Below are 15,356 nucleotides of genomic sequence, written 5' to 3'. Positions count from 1 at the left end.
GAGGGTCACCTTCCCCGGCTCGCCGCCGCCATCCCGGCCGTGGCCTTGAACGTACAGGTTGATGCAGGACACTTCCTACTCCCTCCCGGTCCTTAAGTTGCAGGCGCAGATGCGCTTTGCGGCGACGGCGGGACGGTCCGCGCTAAAGCTGCGCAAGGAAGCCCGAGCAGACACGAATCACCGGCCCTTCTCGCAGAAAGTGCGCCGGCTCACGAATGCCGCAAACCCTTCAGGGGAAAGCGGATTTCCTACAATGACGCGCGAAAGCAGCAGCGGGCAAGACCCGCGCACTCGCGCATGGAGAATATATAATGGCAACGCGCATGCTCATCGACGCGCGCCACCCGGAAGAAACGCGGGTGGCGGTGCTCAAGGGAAACCGGATTGAGGAATTCGATTTCGAATCTGCCGACAAAAGGCAGATCAAGGGCAATATCTACCTCGCCAAGGTAACCAGGGTAGAACCTTCGCTTCAGGCGGCATTCGTCGATTTCGGCGGCAACCGTCACGGCTTCCTCGCCTTCAGCGAAATCCATCCCGACTATTACCAGATCCCCAAGGAAGACCGCGAAGCGCTGCTCGCCGCCGAGGCCGAAGTGGCCGAGGAAGAGCAGCGCCTGCGCAATGAAGAGGAAGAGCGCGGCGAACTGCCCGGCGACGAATACGACGCCGAGGAAGAAAGCGCCGAAGCCCTCGCTGAAGAAATCGCCGAAGACGGTCTTGAGGAAGTCGATACTTCCGACAAGGACGATGTCGCCACGATCGAGGAAGGCCATCTCGACGGCGACGACGAAGACGAAGACGACGAAGATTCGGACGAAGAGGACGAGGCCGACGAAAAGCCCAAGGGCCGCCGTGGCCGTGGTCGCGGCCGTCGCCAGGGCAAGGGCGGCCGCAGCCGTGCCAAGGAAGTCGACGAAGCTCGCGCCAAGCGCATGGCGCTGCGCCGCAAGTACAAGATCCAGGACGTCATCCAGCGCCGCCAGGTGCTGCTGGTACAGGTCGTCAAGGAAGAGCGCGGCAACAAGGGCGCTGCCCTCACCACCTATCTCAGCCTCGCCGGCCGCTACACCGTGCTCATGCCGAACAGCAGCCACGGCGGCGGTATCAGCCGCAAGATCAATTCGGCAAGCGACCGCAAGCGCCTGAAGCAGATCGTCGGCGATCTCAGCCTGCCCAAGAGCATGGGCCTGATCGTTCGCACTGCAGGGCTCAGCCGCACCAAGACCGAGATCAAGCGCGACTTTGACTATCTCGCCCGCCTCTGGGACGAAATTCGCGAGAAAACGCTGGCTTCCGCAGCGCCCGCGCTGATCCATTCGGATAGCGACCTCATCAAGCGCGCGATCCGCGACATCTACAACCGCGATATCGAAGAAGTGGTGGTCGAAGGCGACGAGGGCTACAAGTCGGCCAAGGCCTTCATGAAGATGCTCATGCCTAGCCACGCGCGCAGGGTGAAGCAGTATGCCGATCCCGTGCCGCTGTTCCAGCGTTACGGAGCAGAAGATCAGCTCAAGGCGATGTACGATCCGGTGGTGCAGCTCAAATCGGGCGGCTACCTCGTGATCAACCCGACCGAGGCGCTGGTTTCGATCGACATCAACTCGGGCCGCTCCACCAAGGAGCACAATATCGAGCAGACGGCGCTTTCGACCAATCTCGAAGCCGCCAAGGAAATCGCTCGTCAGCTACGCCTGCGCGACATGGCCGGCCTCGTCGTGATCGACTTCATCGACCAGGAACACCATTCAAATACCCGCAAGGTCGAGCGCGCGATGAAGGATGCGCTCAAGAACGACCGCGCACGTATCCAGGTGGGCCGCATCTCCAGCTTCGGCCTGATGGAAATGAGCCGCCAGCGCCTGCGCACCGGAGTGCTCGAGGCGACCACCCGCGAATGTCCGCACTGCGATGGCACCGGCCTCGTCCGCACTGCCAGCTCGGCAGGCCTGTCCGCGCTGCGCCTCATCGAAGAGGAAGCGGCCAAGGGCAAGGGCACCAAGATCCGTCTCGCCGCCAGCACCGAGGCTGCCGTCTATCTCCTCAACGAGAAGCGCGCCGAACTGGTTGAGATCGAGGAACGCTACGGCGTGACCGTTGAAGTCGTGCCCGAGGGCGAAGACGAAGGCGCGAAGATGAGCGTCTCGAGCCATGGCCCCAAGCCGAAGGACGCGCCCAAGTTCGAAGCCCTCGTCGACGACGAAGAGGACGAAGACGAAGAAATCGACGTCTCGGATGAAGACGAGGAAGACGACGACCGCCCGCGCAAGAAGCGTCGCCGCCGCCGTGGTGGCCGCGGCCGTAACAAGAACAAGGGGCAGGACGAAAACGGCTCGGATGAGGAAGCTGACGAGGATGAGGACGACCAGTCCGAAACTTCGGAGGACGGTGAGGACAGGCCCAAGAAGCGCCGCCGTCGCGGTGGACGCCGCCGTGGCGGTCGCGGTCGCGGCAAGGGCAACGCCGGCGAAGTGACCGAAGAGGATGCCGAGAACCTCGCCGAGGTTTCGGAACAGGTAGCCGATGACATGGCCGTCGTGGCTGGTCCCGAAGATGCTCCGGAAACAGCCGAAGCCGCCGCCGAAGAAAAGCCGAAGCCCAAGCGCACGCGCAAGAAAAAGGCCGAGGAAGCTCCTGCCGAAGAGGCTGCGCCTGAAGCGGAAGCCAAGCCCAAGCGGACGCGCAAGAAGAAGGCCGAAGCAGAGCCTGTCAAGGAAGACGCAGAACCAGCGCCCAAGCCCAAGCGCACCCGCAAGAAAAAGGCGGATGTCGAAGCCGAAGCCGGAACTGCCGAAGCTCCGGCTGAAAAGCCCAAGCGCACGCGCAAGAAAAAGACCGACGAGGCTCCTAAGGCCGAGCAGGAAGCATCACCCGAAGATGCCCCTTCTGCCGAGGATGAGCCGACCGAAGAAAATGCCGGCACCATCGAAACCGCCAAACCCAAGCGTGGCGGCTGGTGGCAGCGCACCTTCGGCGAGTAACCTGATAACCCCTCCCCGCCCAGCCATTCGGCAGGCGGGGAGTGGTTAGTTCAGACTCCGGCCCTGCGGGCCACGCCCCATTCCATCCAGCCCATGAATTTCGGCGCCTTGTCCAGATAGGCCTGCCCCATGGGCTCGACCTCGAACCCGGCACCGCGCAGCGACGATCCGATCGGCCGCGTCAGGTGGCAGCCACCCGCTAGCGGCTTCCATACCGGCTCGATCCGTTCCTGCCATCGTGCCACATCCGGATCGGGCGCCTTGCCATGTTCGAGAAAAATCAGCTTGCCGCGCGGTTTCAGGATGCGGCGCAGTTCCGATAGCACCTGTGCAGGATCGTCGACCGAACACAGCGTGTAGGTGCAGACAGCGGTATCGAAACTGCTGTCCGGAAAAGGAATGGCCTCCCCTACCCCTTCACGGATATCGTGTTCCCATCCGCGGGCTTTCGCCCGTTCTCGCGCACCATCGAGAAGCTTGGCGTGCGGGTCGATCCCGGCGAATGCCGTGACCTTGTCGCTGTCGTAGAACTTCTGGTTCAGGCCACCACCGCAGCCGAGTTCGAAGACCTTGCCTTTGGCGAGCGGGACGACTTCGCGCCGCCTTTCCTCGATACCCTTCTGCCCGCACGCAAGCGTGATCATGCGCGGCATGACATGCGCATCGTAAAAGCGCTTAATCCCCATCGGCACTCTCCGGTGCGACCCGGGGAATATCCTTAACGTCAATTGGCGGAAGGGAAAGTCCCTTCGTTTCGGGACGCAAGAAGGCGCTCGACTGCTTCCAGATCGGCTTTCTTGTCGATATCCACCGCGGCCAAGCCATTGCTTGCAGGTACGAGATGCGCCCGCACCCCGATGCGCCTTCCCAGGCGTGCGAGCCCTTCGGCAAGCGTCAGCCGGCCCAGCACCATCGACAGCAATGTGACCAGCCCCAGACGTGCCGCAATCCGCCAAGGCCGCTTGCGATCGGCCTCGACCATCGACCAGGTCTCGATCGCTTTCCTTGCGTCGGGAGTGCGCAAATAGAAGAGGTTACAGCCCGACCATTGCCCATCGGCAAATCGCAGATAGGTGCGCTTGGATCCCGGCATGGCTTCCTCCACCCTGGACCGTTCCGCCAGCATCACCGCAATGTCGCTATCCTCGCGGGTGCCTTCCACGATCTCGCGCACCCATTCGGGCTGCAAGAGCGCGTGGTCGCTCGTGGTCACGAGCATCGGCGCACCAAGCGCGTCGAAAGCAGCAGCAACGCTCGCGCTCGGTCCTCGTCCGGGCTGAATCACCTCGGCTCCCTCGCGGCGCGCGATTCTAGCCACTTCGCCCTCGTCGCAGCTGACCGCAATCCGCTCGATGCCCGCGTGGCGCAATGAGGTGATGACCCGTTCCAGCAAGGTCCTGGCTTCAAGTTCGATCAGCGCCTTGTGGGCAACGCCCAGTTCCTGCGCAAACGGATCGCCGCCCGGGCGCGTACCTGCCAGAACCAGCGCAGCGGGCTTGCTCACGCAGCCAAATCCTTGCGGGTGATCTTGCGCATCACGCGCCAGGTTGCGAAGCCCATCAGCATTGCGATCAGCGCGGCCCACCCCGCCACGGTCCATGCGATCGCAAGGACACCCTCCGATTGGGCAAGGTAAATCGCAGCCGCGAGCATGACAGCCCCGATTGCGCGGATCACCAGCGGGTATTGGGCGTGATTGGTCGAATAGAGCATCGGCTCGAAGGCCACCATCGCCAGACCCAGCGATGCGGCAACCGCAACTGGAACGAGGATGTCAGCAGCGCGGATGAATTCCTCTCCGCCCATAAGAAGCATGATTTCATCGCCGAGCATCAGCGCAAGCGCCACTACGACGATCCCGCCAACTGTCGCCAGCGCGGTGACCTGCCGGACCATGGTGCGGAACTGGGTCGCCTCGACGCTCACTTGTGCCATGACGAATTCTGGCAGTGCGGCACGCGCGATCATATTGGCGACCCGCGCCACGCCGAGCGCCAACTGGTCGGCAAGCCGGTAAAGACCTGCGGCACTCGTGCCGAGGAAATAGCCCACGGCGAGGAGCGGACCCTGCCGCGTCAATGCGTCGAGCGAGGAGGACCCGTAGGTTATCGCAAAGAAGCGCCCCAAGGGTCGGTTCTCGCGAAGAGCAGTGATCGGGTTGCGAAAATTCCCGCGATGCAGGGCCTCGGGCGCCAGCCTCCACGCAGCAAACCAGTAAAGCGCGCCGACCAGCAGGTCTATGAAAGCCCAGGCGAATAGGAACCGCCCGACCGTCGCCCCGATTGCCATGATGAACAGGGCGGCGAGCAGTCGCCCCGCCGGCATGACCGCCTCGACATAGGTTCCGACATCGAAACGATCGAGTACGCGCACGATTCCGGTCGGCGTGGTCATGCGCGACCACAGCATGGCGCAGTTGAAGGCAAAGGCCATGTCGACATATTGCGGGTTAAGATCGAGCAGGGCGCCGAAGCCGTAATAAACCACGCCTGCGATGATGCAGCCGATGATGGCACCGAAGACGTCGAGCGACCCGCATAGCCATGCGAGATTGCCGAACTCCCGCCAATTCCGCTTGTGGACCGGTCCGGCACCAAAGCGAACGACCGTCTGCCATGTCTCGAACGTGGCCAGCGCGCAGAGCAATTGCCCGGTGGCAAAGATCAGCGAAAAGTGGCCGAAATCCTTGAGTTCGAGCGAGCGGGCGAGGATCGCCAGATAGGCCAGGCTGCACACTGCTGCGAAACCTTTGCCCCCGAGCAGCCAGGCGAGATTTCTCAGGATGTTGGCGAAGCCGGACTTGCGGGCCGGTGTCGCGCTTTCGGGGGCGTCCATCCGCGCCCTTTGGACGATGAGAAGCGCTAGGGCAATGCCGCCGCAACGGCTTTGCATTTCCGGCGCGCTCGCCTAACGGCTTGCCCCATGGCGAACGTGCTGTTCCTGTTCAATCACGATGCCCCGCACCAGGTGGCGCATCTTGCCGGAGTGGCTGCAGCTACCGCGCGCCTGCATCCGGAAATCGATTGCGTGGTCGGCTATGCGACCGATCGCATCCGCAATCAGGTTCTGGACATCATCGGTGACGAGCCCTGCGGAAACCTGCGTTTCGTCCAGCTTGCCTTGCCCCGATGGGCGCGGTGGGTTTCTTCGATTGCCGACAGGATCCTGCCCGCTTCGCGCCTCTTGCGCCTGCGGCTGAACCTTGAGCTTTTCGAACAGGCTGACCTGGTCATGTCGACCGAGCGGACGTGCTTGCGAACCAAGAAGCATCTCGCGCCGGAAAAGACCCCGCTTTACGCGAAGATCCCGCACGGTGCCGGTGACCGGAGCGTGGCCTACCACCCGGATTACAAGAAATTCGATCGCGCATTCGTGGCCGGGCGCAAGGTCGTCGACCAGCTGGTCGAGCATGGAGTACCGCGCGAGAAGGTGGTGGTTATCGGCTATCCCAAGTTCGAGACGGTGGACCTCGATGCCAAACCCGATTTCTTCGGCAACGGCCGCCCGACTTTCCTCTACAATCCGCATTTCGATCCGCACCTTTCCAGCTGGTACAATATCGGCCCAGACCTGTTGCGGTGGTTTGCGAGCCCGGAGGGCCAGCGCTTCAACCTGATTTTCGCGCCCCATGTCATGCTGTTCCGCAAGGAAACGCACATTTCGCCCGAATACAAACAGGCTCGGCGCCGCCCCGAGGTCCCCGAGGAAGCAATCGAGGCCGACAACGTGCTGGTCGATGTCGACGGCCCGCACCTGTTCGACATGGCCTACACTCTCTCCGCCGATGCCTATATCGGCGATGTTTCGAGCCAGGTGTACGAATTCCTCGTACGCCCGCGTCCCGCTTTTTTCCTCGATGCCCGTTCGGATGCGCGAGCCGAGGATGACGAGTGGCACCACTTCTGGAAGGCGGGCCCGGTCCTGCACGACCTGGCCTCGCTCACCGCCATGCTCGACCATTACGGTGCGCTCGGAGAGCAATACCGCGAAGCGCAGCAGGAACTGGTCGATTACACCTTCGATCTCAGCGACACGCCCGCGTCCGAGCGCGCGGCCAATGCGATCGCAGAGCTTCTCGAGAGCAGGCGCGCGTGAGCGAACCCTTTCGCTTCGCCTATCTAATCAACTCGATGGAGGGCGGCGGGGCGCAGTCCCCCCTGCCCGCTATCATCCGCAGCATCGAGCAAGCGGGAGCGGAGGTGAAACTCTTCGCGCTCGCACGCAAGGACGGCAAGGCGATCGCCCGATTGGAAGCGGCAGGCATAGAACCGGTCATTTTCGAAGGTGGCTTGAACGATCACCTTGCTGCCTGGCTTTGGGCGAAACGCGAAATTGCGGCATTCCGTCCCGGCGCCGTTTGGACCTCGCTCACGAGGGCTACGCTGGTCGGACAAGCAGTGGGTCGCAGCCTTGGCGTGCCGGTCGTAAGCTGGCAGCACAGCGCCTTCCTCAAACCCTGGAACGAGCGCCTCTTGCGCTGGCGACGCAAGGCTTCCGACCTCTGGATCGCCGATAGCGAGGAGGTTGCCGCACTCACCCGCAAACGACTGCAAATCGAGCCGGAAAAGGTCATGACCTGGCCGATCTTTGCGGCCGATCCTGAGGCGCCGCAGGCCGATCCCTGGCAGGAAGGCGAACCCGTCCGCCTCGGCGCCATGGGGCGGTTGCATGTCAGCAAGGGCTATGACGTGCTGATCGACGCCCTTGCTCTGCTTAAGTCCCGCAAGCTGCCCGAATTCTCAATAGTAATCGGGGGCAGCGGTCCGGAAGAACGGGCGCTTCGAGATCGGGCGCACGCAGCAGGGCTTTCCGACCTCGAATTCGCCGGTTTCATCGACGATCCGCAGCGGTTTCTCGCCGGTCTCCACCTCTACCTCCAGCCCTCGCGCCGTGAAGGCTTTTGCATCGCCATGCATGAAGCCATGCAGGCATCCCTCCCCGTGATCGTCTCGCGCACCGGAGAAATGCCCTATACGGTCGACGATCCCGAACTGGGCCGCATTGTCGCTCCGGAAGATGCCACCGCGCTTGCCGAGGCTATTGCAGAGCTGCTGGAGAACCCTGCGGAGCTTGCATCGATGGGGCAAGCCGGGCGCAAGCGCGTGCTCGAACGCTATTCGAAGCTGCAGTTCGAAACCAAGGCAGCGGAAATCGTTGCAGCGCTGCGAAGACTGTCCGCGCCTTAATTCTCACCGGAGATCACCCGCCAACCCTTCGCCTCGGCTCGCGCCGCCTTGCGAGCGCTGGTCGTCACGAAAAACGCCTCCTCGGCTTCCGACAACAAAGGCTCATCCGCGAAACTGTCGCTGACAAAGCGGATTTCGGCCTTGCGACCGTCGAGCCAGTCGCGGACCCGTTCCCGCTTGTTAGCGCCATAGCAATTACCCCCCGGGATTTGGCTTCCATCCCAGCGCGTGGCGATGACATGGCCTATGCCCAGCTTTGAGGCGAAGGCGCGCGCATAGAATTCGAACGCCGCCGTAGCTACCACCAGCTGCGCACCGGCCTCCCGATCCTGCTGGACCAATGCCAAGACACCGGGCAGCCAGCCCGCACGAGCGACATGGTGATCGGCGAACTCGCGCCCGACATCCTCTAGCCGTGCCAGATCCTGCCGCCCAAGCATCAGTTTCATTCCCGCAGTCTTGAGCGCAGTGCGGTCGTACAGCCCGATCCGATAGCCGATCATCATCAGCACCCACACAGGCAGCAAGGCGAGCCGCCACGGCGCAATCCGCCTCGCCGCAAAGGCAAGGAAGGGCGTGAAAGTCGCCCGCCGCACCAGCGTCTTGTCGAGATCGTAAATCGCCACCTTCATAGGCTCACGCCCGTGGCAGGTTCACTGCCATGCATCAAGCGATGCGAATTTCGCGTGCGCCTCCCCTTGCACCGTGCGCCGCAGCGGCTAGAGAGGGCGCAACCGCAGACAGGATCCGAATTTCACAATGGCGACCTTCACCCTTCCGAAGAACTCCAAGATCACCGGCAAGACCCGCGCCCACAAGGCCGAAGGGGCCTCCCGCGTGAAGAAGTTCAAGATCTACCGCTATGATCCGGACCTCGGCGAAAACCCGCGTTACGACACGTTCGAGATCGACCTCGACGCCTGCGGCCCGATGGTCCTCGACGCACTGTTCAAGATCAAGAACGAGATCGACCCGACGCTGACCTTCCGCCGCTCGTGCCGCGAGGGCATCTGCGGTTCGTGCTCGATGAACATGAACGGCAAGAACGGCCTCGCCTGCACCACCGCGATCGACGATCTCAAGGGCGAAATCCGCATCACCCCGCTGCCGCATATGGAAGTGATCAAGGACCTCGTCCCAGATTTTACGCACTTCTATGCGCAATATGCCAGCATCCGCCCCTGGCTGCAGACCGTCTCGACCACGCCGAGCGGCAAGGAACGCCTCCAGTCGCCCGAACAGCGCGAGAAGCTGGACGGCCTTTACGAGTGCATCCTGTGCGCCTGCTGCTCGACCGCCTGCCCCAGCTATTGGTGGAATTCCGACAAGTTCCTGGGGCCCGCAATCCTGCTTCAGGCCTATCGCTGGCTTGCAGACAGCCGCGACGAGATGACCGGCGAGCGGCTCGACAGCCTCGAAGACCCCTTCCGCCTCTATCGCTGCCACACGATCATGAACTGCGCGAATGTCTGCCCCAAGGGCCTCAGCCCCGCCAAGGCCATCGCCGAAACCAAGAAGATGATGGCCGAACGCGCCATCTAAGCTGGCGTGGCACTTCCCGACGACGTCTTCGAGCATGGTCCCGACCCGGAAAACCCGGGCTGGCGGCACTGGAACCTGAAAGACGAAACGCTGTTCAACGGCGCGGTGATGGGCAAGCTCATCACGCGAGTGGATGATGACGGCCGGCATTCGCGGCTGCGCATGTTCCCCGAGCGCAAGCATGAGAACCTGCAGGGCATCATCCATGGCGCGGTGACGCTGTCGCTCATCGATATCTCGCTCTTCACCACCATGCACACGCTGGGATCGGGGAATGCCGGGCCTTCGGTAACGCTCGAACTGTCCACCCAGTTTACCGGCGCGGGCCAGCCCGACCGGCCGCTGGATGCGGTGACCGAAATCGTGCGCGAGACGGGCAGCCTCGTGTTCGTACGCGGCACGGTCGAACAGGGCGAACATGTGGTCGCCAGCTTCTCCGGCATCGTAAAGAAGATGCGCCCGAAATGACCGGGATGCTCGCGCGCTATGAAAGGCTCGTCGCGGCGGGCGAATTGCGCAGCGATCCCGACCAGCGCCGGGCGGCAGAACGCCTCGACCGGCTTCAGAAAGACCTCGAGTCCGAGACCTCGGGCGGCCTCCTCAGCCAACTGTTCCGACCCAAGAAGACCAGGCCCCAGGGCGTCTACATGTGGGGCGGCGTCGGGCGCGGAAAGTCCATGCTGATGGACCTCTTCGTCGAGACGCTCGGCATCGCGGAAAAGCGCCGCGTCCATTTCCACGAATTCATGCTCGAAGTCGACCGGCTCATCCGCGATGAGCGCAAAAAGGAAGCGGGAGACCCCATTGCACCCGTCGCGGCGCGGATCGCCGAGGACGTTCGCTGCCTCGCCTTCGACGAAATGGTGGTCACCAATACGGCCGACGCCGCAATCATGGCACGCCTCTTCACCGCGCTGATCTGCGAAGAAAACGTGGCGGTGGTAACCACCAGCAATCGCCCGCCGGTCGATCTCTACAAGGACGGGCTCAACCGATCGCTCTTCCTGCCCTTCATCGACCTCGTGCAGGCCGAACTCGACGTGATGCCGCTCAATGGCGCGACCGATTACCGGCTCGACCGTCTCGGCGATATCGAGAGCTGGCACACTCCGCTCGGCGAGGAGGCCACCGCACAGGTGCGCGAAGCCTTCTTCCGCCTGACCGATTACAAGCCCGAAGACGCGGACAATGTCCCGAGCGGCGAACTCGACCTCGGCGGAGGCCGCACGCTGCACGTTCCCAAGAGCCTCAAGGGCGTCGGCGTCTTCAGCTTCAAACGCCTGTGCGGGGAGAACCGCGGCGCAGCGGACTATCTCTCGATCGCCCATGCCTATCACACGATTATCGTGGTCGGCATCCCCCGCCTCTCGCCCGACAACCGCAACGAGGCGATCCGCTTCACCAAGCTGATCGATGCGCTTTACGAGAACAACGTGAAGCTCTTCGCCACCGCTGCCGCAGAGCCGGAAGACCTCTACACCTCGGGGGATGGTGCCTTCGAGTTCGAGCGTACCGTAAGCCGCCTCAAGGAAATGCAGAGCGCCGACTACATGGCGCGCGGCCACGGCCTGGCGGGCTGATCAGGCTGCGTCGCGCGTGGCGCTGCTTTCGAAGTAATTGATCATCATCGTGAGGACCTGGCGCAGCGAGCGTTCCTGGTCGTCGAGGCGTGCTTCCAAAGCTGCGATGCGGTCGGAATTGTCGCCCGAGGCAGGCTCCGTTTTTTCCTGCGCCAGGGCCGCCACCTCCTTGCGGAGCGCAGCAATGACCTTGTCGCGCTGCGCGAACGCCTCTTCAATGGCGGAAATCTGCGCATCGAGCAGCGCCGATTCCTCACCCTGCACGGATTCTTGCGGAGCCGGGGCCTGGGGCTGCGACATATCGCTCATCGGCGGTTCCTCCGTCACGCGACCGTGGATTTCATCGAGCACGCGGTTCACCACCGCCGCGTCGATGACGCTGCGCCCTTCCTGCGCGCCCTTCATCAGGATGCGCGAGAGCAGGCGGTTGACGAGGCGCGGGATGCCGCCGCTCTCTTGCTGGATCAGCGGCCAGACAGCCTCGTCGAAGCGCGGATTACCCTCCCACCCGACATGAGAGAGACGGTGTTCGACATAGGGCTGGATCTCACCCGGCTGCATCGCCTCAAGATGATGCGTTGCGATCACGCGCTGGCGCAGTTGTTCGAGCTGGTCCCATTCCGACAAGAGCTGGCGGAATTCCGGCTGTCCCAGCAGCAGCATTTGCAACAGCGGCTGCGCGCCGAGGTGGAAGTTCGACAGCATGCGCAGTTCTTCCAGCGCACCAACGGTGAGGTTCTGCGCCTCGTCCACCACCAGCAGCACCTTTCGGCCAGCGCGCGCTTCGTCCTGCAGGAACTCCTCGATCCGCGATAGTGCGCCGGCCTTGTCCGAAGTCTCGACATCGATGCCGAAACTGTGTGCCGCCATGGCGATCATCTCGTCGCTGCCGAGCGCGCTGGTGACGACTTCGCCGATGGTCACGGCATTCCAGTCGAGGCGGCTCTGGAGGTGGCCGACCAGCGTCGACTTGCCTGCGCCCACTTCGCCGGTGATGACGATGAAGCCCTCGCCCTGCTGAAGGCCATAACCGAGATAGCTCAGCGCCTTCTTGTGCGTGACGCTTTCGAAATAGAACGCAGGGTCTGGCGTCAGCTGGAAAGGCCGCTCGCTGAAACCGTAATAGTTCTCGTACATCGGTTACCCCAGATGACCTGCGCAATGAAACCTGCTCATGCGCGCGACCTATACCTCCTAAATATGGTTAAAAGGTTGATAGGTGCCTCAGATCAGCATTTCTTCTGCGGGCCCCTGCCCGAGGAAGGCGCTGGGCGAGGCACTGGCGCCATAGGCCCCGGCGCAGAAGACCGCGACCAGATCGCCGACCTCGGCATGTGGCAGGTGTGCCTTGTCGGCTAGCCGGTCGAGCGGGGTGCAGAGGCATCCGACGACATTGGCCAATTCGGTCGGTTCGGCATCGAAATGCGTAGCTATCGCAAGCGGATAGTTCCGCCGGACGACCTGTCCGAAATTGCCCGAGGCCGCGAGTTGGTGGTGGAGGCCGCCGTCGGTGACGAGGTATGTCTCGCCGTGGCTTTCCTTCCGGTCGACGATGCGGGTGAGGTACACGCCTGCCTCGCCTACAAGGTACCGCCCCAATTCGAGGTAAAGTTCGGCATCGGTAAGCGTTTCGGGAAGGTTTTCGAAACGTTCGGCCAATGCGGCGCCCACGCGCTGGATATCGAGTGGGGTGTCGCCGTGGAAATAGGGAATCCCGAAGCCGCCGCCCATATTGAGCTTCGGCAAAATCATGCCCGCCTCGCTGGCGATCCGGTCCGCTAGAGCGAGCGTGTTTGCCTGCGTTTCGATAAGCGCATCGGCGTCGAGCGCCTGGCTTCCGGTGAAGATGTGCAGACCTCGGAACTCGCAACCTGCAGCAACGATCTCCTTCGCCAGCGCAGGAACACGGTTTGCGTCCACACCGAAGGGCTTGGCCCCTCCCCCCATTTTCATGCCCGAACCCTTGAGTTCGAAATCGGGATTGACCCTAATCGCAAGACGCGGCGTTTTTCCCAGCTTTTCCGCGATTTGTAGGGCACGGCGCGCCTCGTTCTCGCTTTCGACATTGAGCGTCACGCCCGCGGCGATGGCCGCCTCCAGTTCCTCGTCGCGTTTGCCGGGACCTGCGAAACTGACGCGATCTCCGGATATTCCCGCCGCCTTGACCATGGCCAGCTCACCACCCGAAGCGATGTCGAGGCCGTCGACCAACCCCGCGACATGTTCGAGCAAGGGCGCGAAGCTGTTGGCCTTGATGGCAAAATTGATCCTGATCCTTTCGGGCATGGCGGCACGCAGGCTCTCAACCCGATCTTCGATCATTTGCGCCGAATAGACGAACAACGGCGTGCGCCCTGCTTGTTCGGCCAATTCACTGGCCCTTCGCCCGGAAATCGCGAGTTCGCCATTGATCGCCTCGAAACCGGCAGGAATGGGGCCGAGCGGCTTCATGCGGCTATCTCCTGCGCGAGTGCAGTCCGGTCGATCTTTCCATTCGGGTTCAAAGGCATATCCTCGCGCCAGTGAATGACTTGCGGCTGCATGAAGTTGGGCAATTCTCGGGCAAGTTCCTTCTTGAGCGCATCCGCACCCGCCAAGCTGTCGCCGCGGACCACCAGATGGATAGCCTGCCCCAATCGTTCATCCGCCACGCCCAGTGCCACCGCTTCGGCCACCAGACCGGTCGCAAGCGCAGCGCTCTCGATCTCCTGCGGACTGATGCGGTTCCCCGAGGACTTTATCATCGCGTCGCGCCGCCCGACGAAATACAGCAGGCCATCCTTGTCGCGCATGACCCGATCGCCCGACCACACGGCCATGCCGCCATAGCGCGAGGCTGCAGGTGCCGGGCGGAAACGTTCGGCAGTCCTTGCAGGGTCGTTCCAGTATCCTTGCGCAACAAGCGGACCGCAATGCACCAGTTCGCCCTCGACGCCGGGCGCGCAGATTTCACCGCCGTCGTCGACGATGAGGATTTCCGCAAAGGGAATGGCAGTTCCCATCGACGTCGGGTGCTCCGTGACCAGTTCCGGATCGAGGAAGGTCGAGCGGAACGCCTCGGTCAGGCCGTACATGGGAAAAATTCGCGTTTCCGGCAAGATAGAGCGCAGATCGGAGATCAATTCTACGGTCAGCGCACCGCCGCTATTGGTGACACGCCGCAGCGACGTCACCGCCTCTTCGGGCCACTCCACCTCGGTCAATTGCACCCACAGCGGCGGGACCGCTGCCAGCGTCGTCACCCCACGCTTCGCACAGGCCCTGGCGACGTCGCGCGGGAAGAGATAGTCGAGCGGCACGGCGGATCCACCTGCATACCAGGTCGAAAGCAGCTGGTTTTGTCCGTAATCGAAGCTGAGCGGCAGGACCGCCAGCGTTACATCGTCCGCCGCGAGATCGAGATAATGCGCCACCGACACCGCGCCGAGCCACAGATTGGCATGGCTGAGCATTACGCCCTTGGGCTTGCCGGTGGACCCGCTGGTGTAAAGGATTGCTGCAAGTTCCTCCGGATTGCGCGTGGATGCTGGCAGGCTGACGTCTAGTCGCTCCGCTTCCACCAGGCATTTGAGCTCGTCAATTGCCGCACACCCGGAAGGAATATCTCCATCTTCCAGAGAGTTCAGCCGGGAAGCTGTAGCAATCAGCAAGCTAGCCTCGCTGTCCGCTAGGATATGTGAAACCTGTGCCCGCTTCACCAGCGGGTTGATCGGCACATGCACCATCCCCGCCCTCGCCGCAGCGAGCGGGAGGAGGCAAGTGAGCTCCCCCTTGGCAGCCCAGCTTGCCACTCGGGCTCCGGTTTCGAGCCGCTTGGCCAGCCAGCCTGCCAACAAGCCCACACGCTCGGAAAGTTCGCCGTGCGACAGAGTGCGATCCTTGAGCACGAGCGCGGGCGCATCCCTTGGACCCGTCTCGGCCAAATGGTCGAGCGGCTTGGGATTTGCCTCGAGTTCGGAAAGGTCGGCCTTCACCATTGCGTGCACGCTATCCCTCTATCCAAAGCGCAGCGCAAGGGCGATGCCAACCACCTTCTTGCCCCCCGCGCCATGCACAGCTAAGGG

General features: G+C 62.8%; 13 protein-coding genes. 6 read left to right on the top strand and 7 right to left on the bottom strand.

Annotated elements, in window-relative coordinates; genetic code table 11:
• Nucleotides 1-311 precede the first annotated feature (311 nt).
• On the top strand, nucleotides 312-2,984 hold the full coding sequence (locus K3178_RS06040; RefSeq protein ID WP_221570439.1) for an Rne/Rng family ribonuclease: 2,673 nt from the start codon (nucleotides 312-314) through the stop codon (nucleotides 2,982-2,984).
• A gap of 50 nt (nucleotides 2,985-3,034) precedes the next feature.
• Here K3178_RS06040 and K3178_RS06035 read toward each other — a convergent pair whose 3' ends face one another.
• From K3178_RS06035 to K3178_RS06025, 3 genes are read right to left on the bottom strand one after another with little or no spacing between them, the layout of a single operon-like run.
• On the bottom strand, nucleotides 3,035-3,670 hold the full coding sequence (locus tag K3178_RS06035; RefSeq protein ID WP_221570438.1) for a class I SAM-dependent methyltransferase: 636 nt from the start codon (nucleotides 3,668-3,670) through the stop codon (nucleotides 3,035-3,037).
• Between the two features lie 38 nt (nucleotides 3,671-3,708).
• Complete coding sequence (locus K3178_RS06030) at nucleotides 3,709-4,488, bottom strand: nucleotidyltransferase family protein (RefSeq protein ID WP_345719853.1); 780 nt, start codon at nucleotides 4,486-4,488, stop codon at nucleotides 3,709-3,711.
• Nucleotides 4,485-5,819: a lipopolysaccharide biosynthesis protein gene (locus K3178_RS06025; protein ID WP_221570436.1), complete on the bottom strand. Its 1,335-nt coding sequence runs from the start codon at nucleotides 5,817-5,819 to the stop codon at nucleotides 4,485-4,487. Before K3178_RS06025 ends, K3178_RS06030 begins: the two co-directional genes overlap by 4 nt.
• Nucleotides 5,820-5,906: 87 nt before the next feature.
• On the opposite strand from K3178_RS06025, the gene K3178_RS06020 reads away from it, so the two are divergent.
• Nucleotides 5,907-7,079, top strand: coding sequence for a CDP-glycerol glycerophosphotransferase family protein (locus K3178_RS06020; protein ID WP_221570435.1), 1,173 nt, complete (start codon nucleotides 5,907-5,909; stop codon nucleotides 7,077-7,079).
• A complete protein-coding gene (locus K3178_RS06015; protein ID WP_345719852.1) occupies nucleotides 7,076-8,170 on the top strand; it encodes a glycosyltransferase family 4 protein in 1,095 nt (364 codons plus the stop codon). The genes K3178_RS06020 and K3178_RS06015 overlap by 4 nt, the downstream gene beginning before the upstream one ends.
• Here K3178_RS06015 and K3178_RS06010 read toward each other — a convergent pair.
• Nucleotides 8,167-8,802, bottom strand: coding sequence for an HAD-IB family phosphatase (locus K3178_RS06010; RefSeq protein ID WP_221570434.1), 636 nt, complete (start codon nucleotides 8,800-8,802; stop codon nucleotides 8,167-8,169). The two genes, K3178_RS06015 and K3178_RS06010, sit on opposite strands and share 4 nt — an antisense overlap.
• Before the next feature lie 127 nt (nucleotides 8,803-8,929).
• Here K3178_RS06010 and K3178_RS06005 point away from each other — a divergent pair, with 127 nt between their 5' ends.
• From K3178_RS06005 to zapE, 3 genes are read left to right on the top strand one after another with little or no spacing between them, the layout of a single operon-like run.
• Nucleotides 8,930-9,712: a succinate dehydrogenase iron-sulfur subunit gene (locus K3178_RS06005; RefSeq protein ID WP_221570433.1), complete on the top strand. Its 783-nt coding sequence runs from the start codon at nucleotides 8,930-8,932 to the stop codon at nucleotides 9,710-9,712.
• Nucleotides 9,713-9,718: 6 nt separating this feature from the next.
• The gene (locus K3178_RS06000) at nucleotides 9,719-10,180 is read left to right on the top strand and encodes a PaaI family thioesterase (RefSeq protein ID WP_221570432.1); all 462 of its coding nucleotides are present in this window, start codon (nucleotides 9,719-9,721) and stop codon (nucleotides 10,178-10,180) included.
• Nucleotides 10,177-11,292, top strand: coding sequence for a cell division protein ZapE (gene zapE, locus K3178_RS05995; protein ID WP_221570431.1), 1,116 nt, complete (start codon nucleotides 10,177-10,179; stop codon nucleotides 11,290-11,292). The genes K3178_RS06000 and zapE overlap by 4 nt, the downstream gene beginning before the upstream one ends.
• Here the strand turns inward: zapE and K3178_RS05990 are convergent, their stop codons facing one another.
• From K3178_RS05990 to K3178_RS05980, 3 genes are all read right to left on the bottom strand, one after another.
• Nucleotides 11,293-12,429, bottom strand: coding sequence for an ExeA family protein (locus tag K3178_RS05990; RefSeq protein ID WP_221570430.1), 1,137 nt, complete (start codon nucleotides 12,427-12,429; stop codon nucleotides 11,293-11,295).
• Between the two features lie 87 nt (nucleotides 12,430-12,516).
• Nucleotides 12,517-13,743 carry a pyridoxal-dependent decarboxylase, exosortase A system-associated gene (locus tag K3178_RS05985; RefSeq protein ID WP_221570429.1) on the bottom strand — a complete coding sequence of 409 codons (1,227 nt, stop codon included), beginning with the start codon at nucleotides 13,741-13,743 and terminating at the stop codon, nucleotides 12,517-12,519.
• Nucleotides 13,740-15,269: an acyl-CoA ligase (AMP-forming), exosortase A system-associated gene (locus K3178_RS05980; protein ID WP_221570428.1), complete on the bottom strand. Its 1,530-nt coding sequence runs from the start codon at nucleotides 15,267-15,269 to the stop codon at nucleotides 13,740-13,742. The genes K3178_RS05985 and K3178_RS05980 overlap by 4 nt, the downstream gene beginning before the upstream one ends.
• Between the last annotated feature and the right edge of the window lie 87 nt (nucleotides 15,270-15,356).

The sequence above is a fragment of the Qipengyuania sphaerica genome (genome assembly GCF_019711595.1).
Classification (GTDB): Bacteria; Pseudomonadota; Alphaproteobacteria; order Sphingomonadales; family Sphingomonadaceae; genus Qipengyuania; species Qipengyuania sphaerica.
The sequence above is the reverse complement of the archived record's forward strand: the minus strand, read 5'-3'. Positions and strand labels throughout refer to the sequence as shown.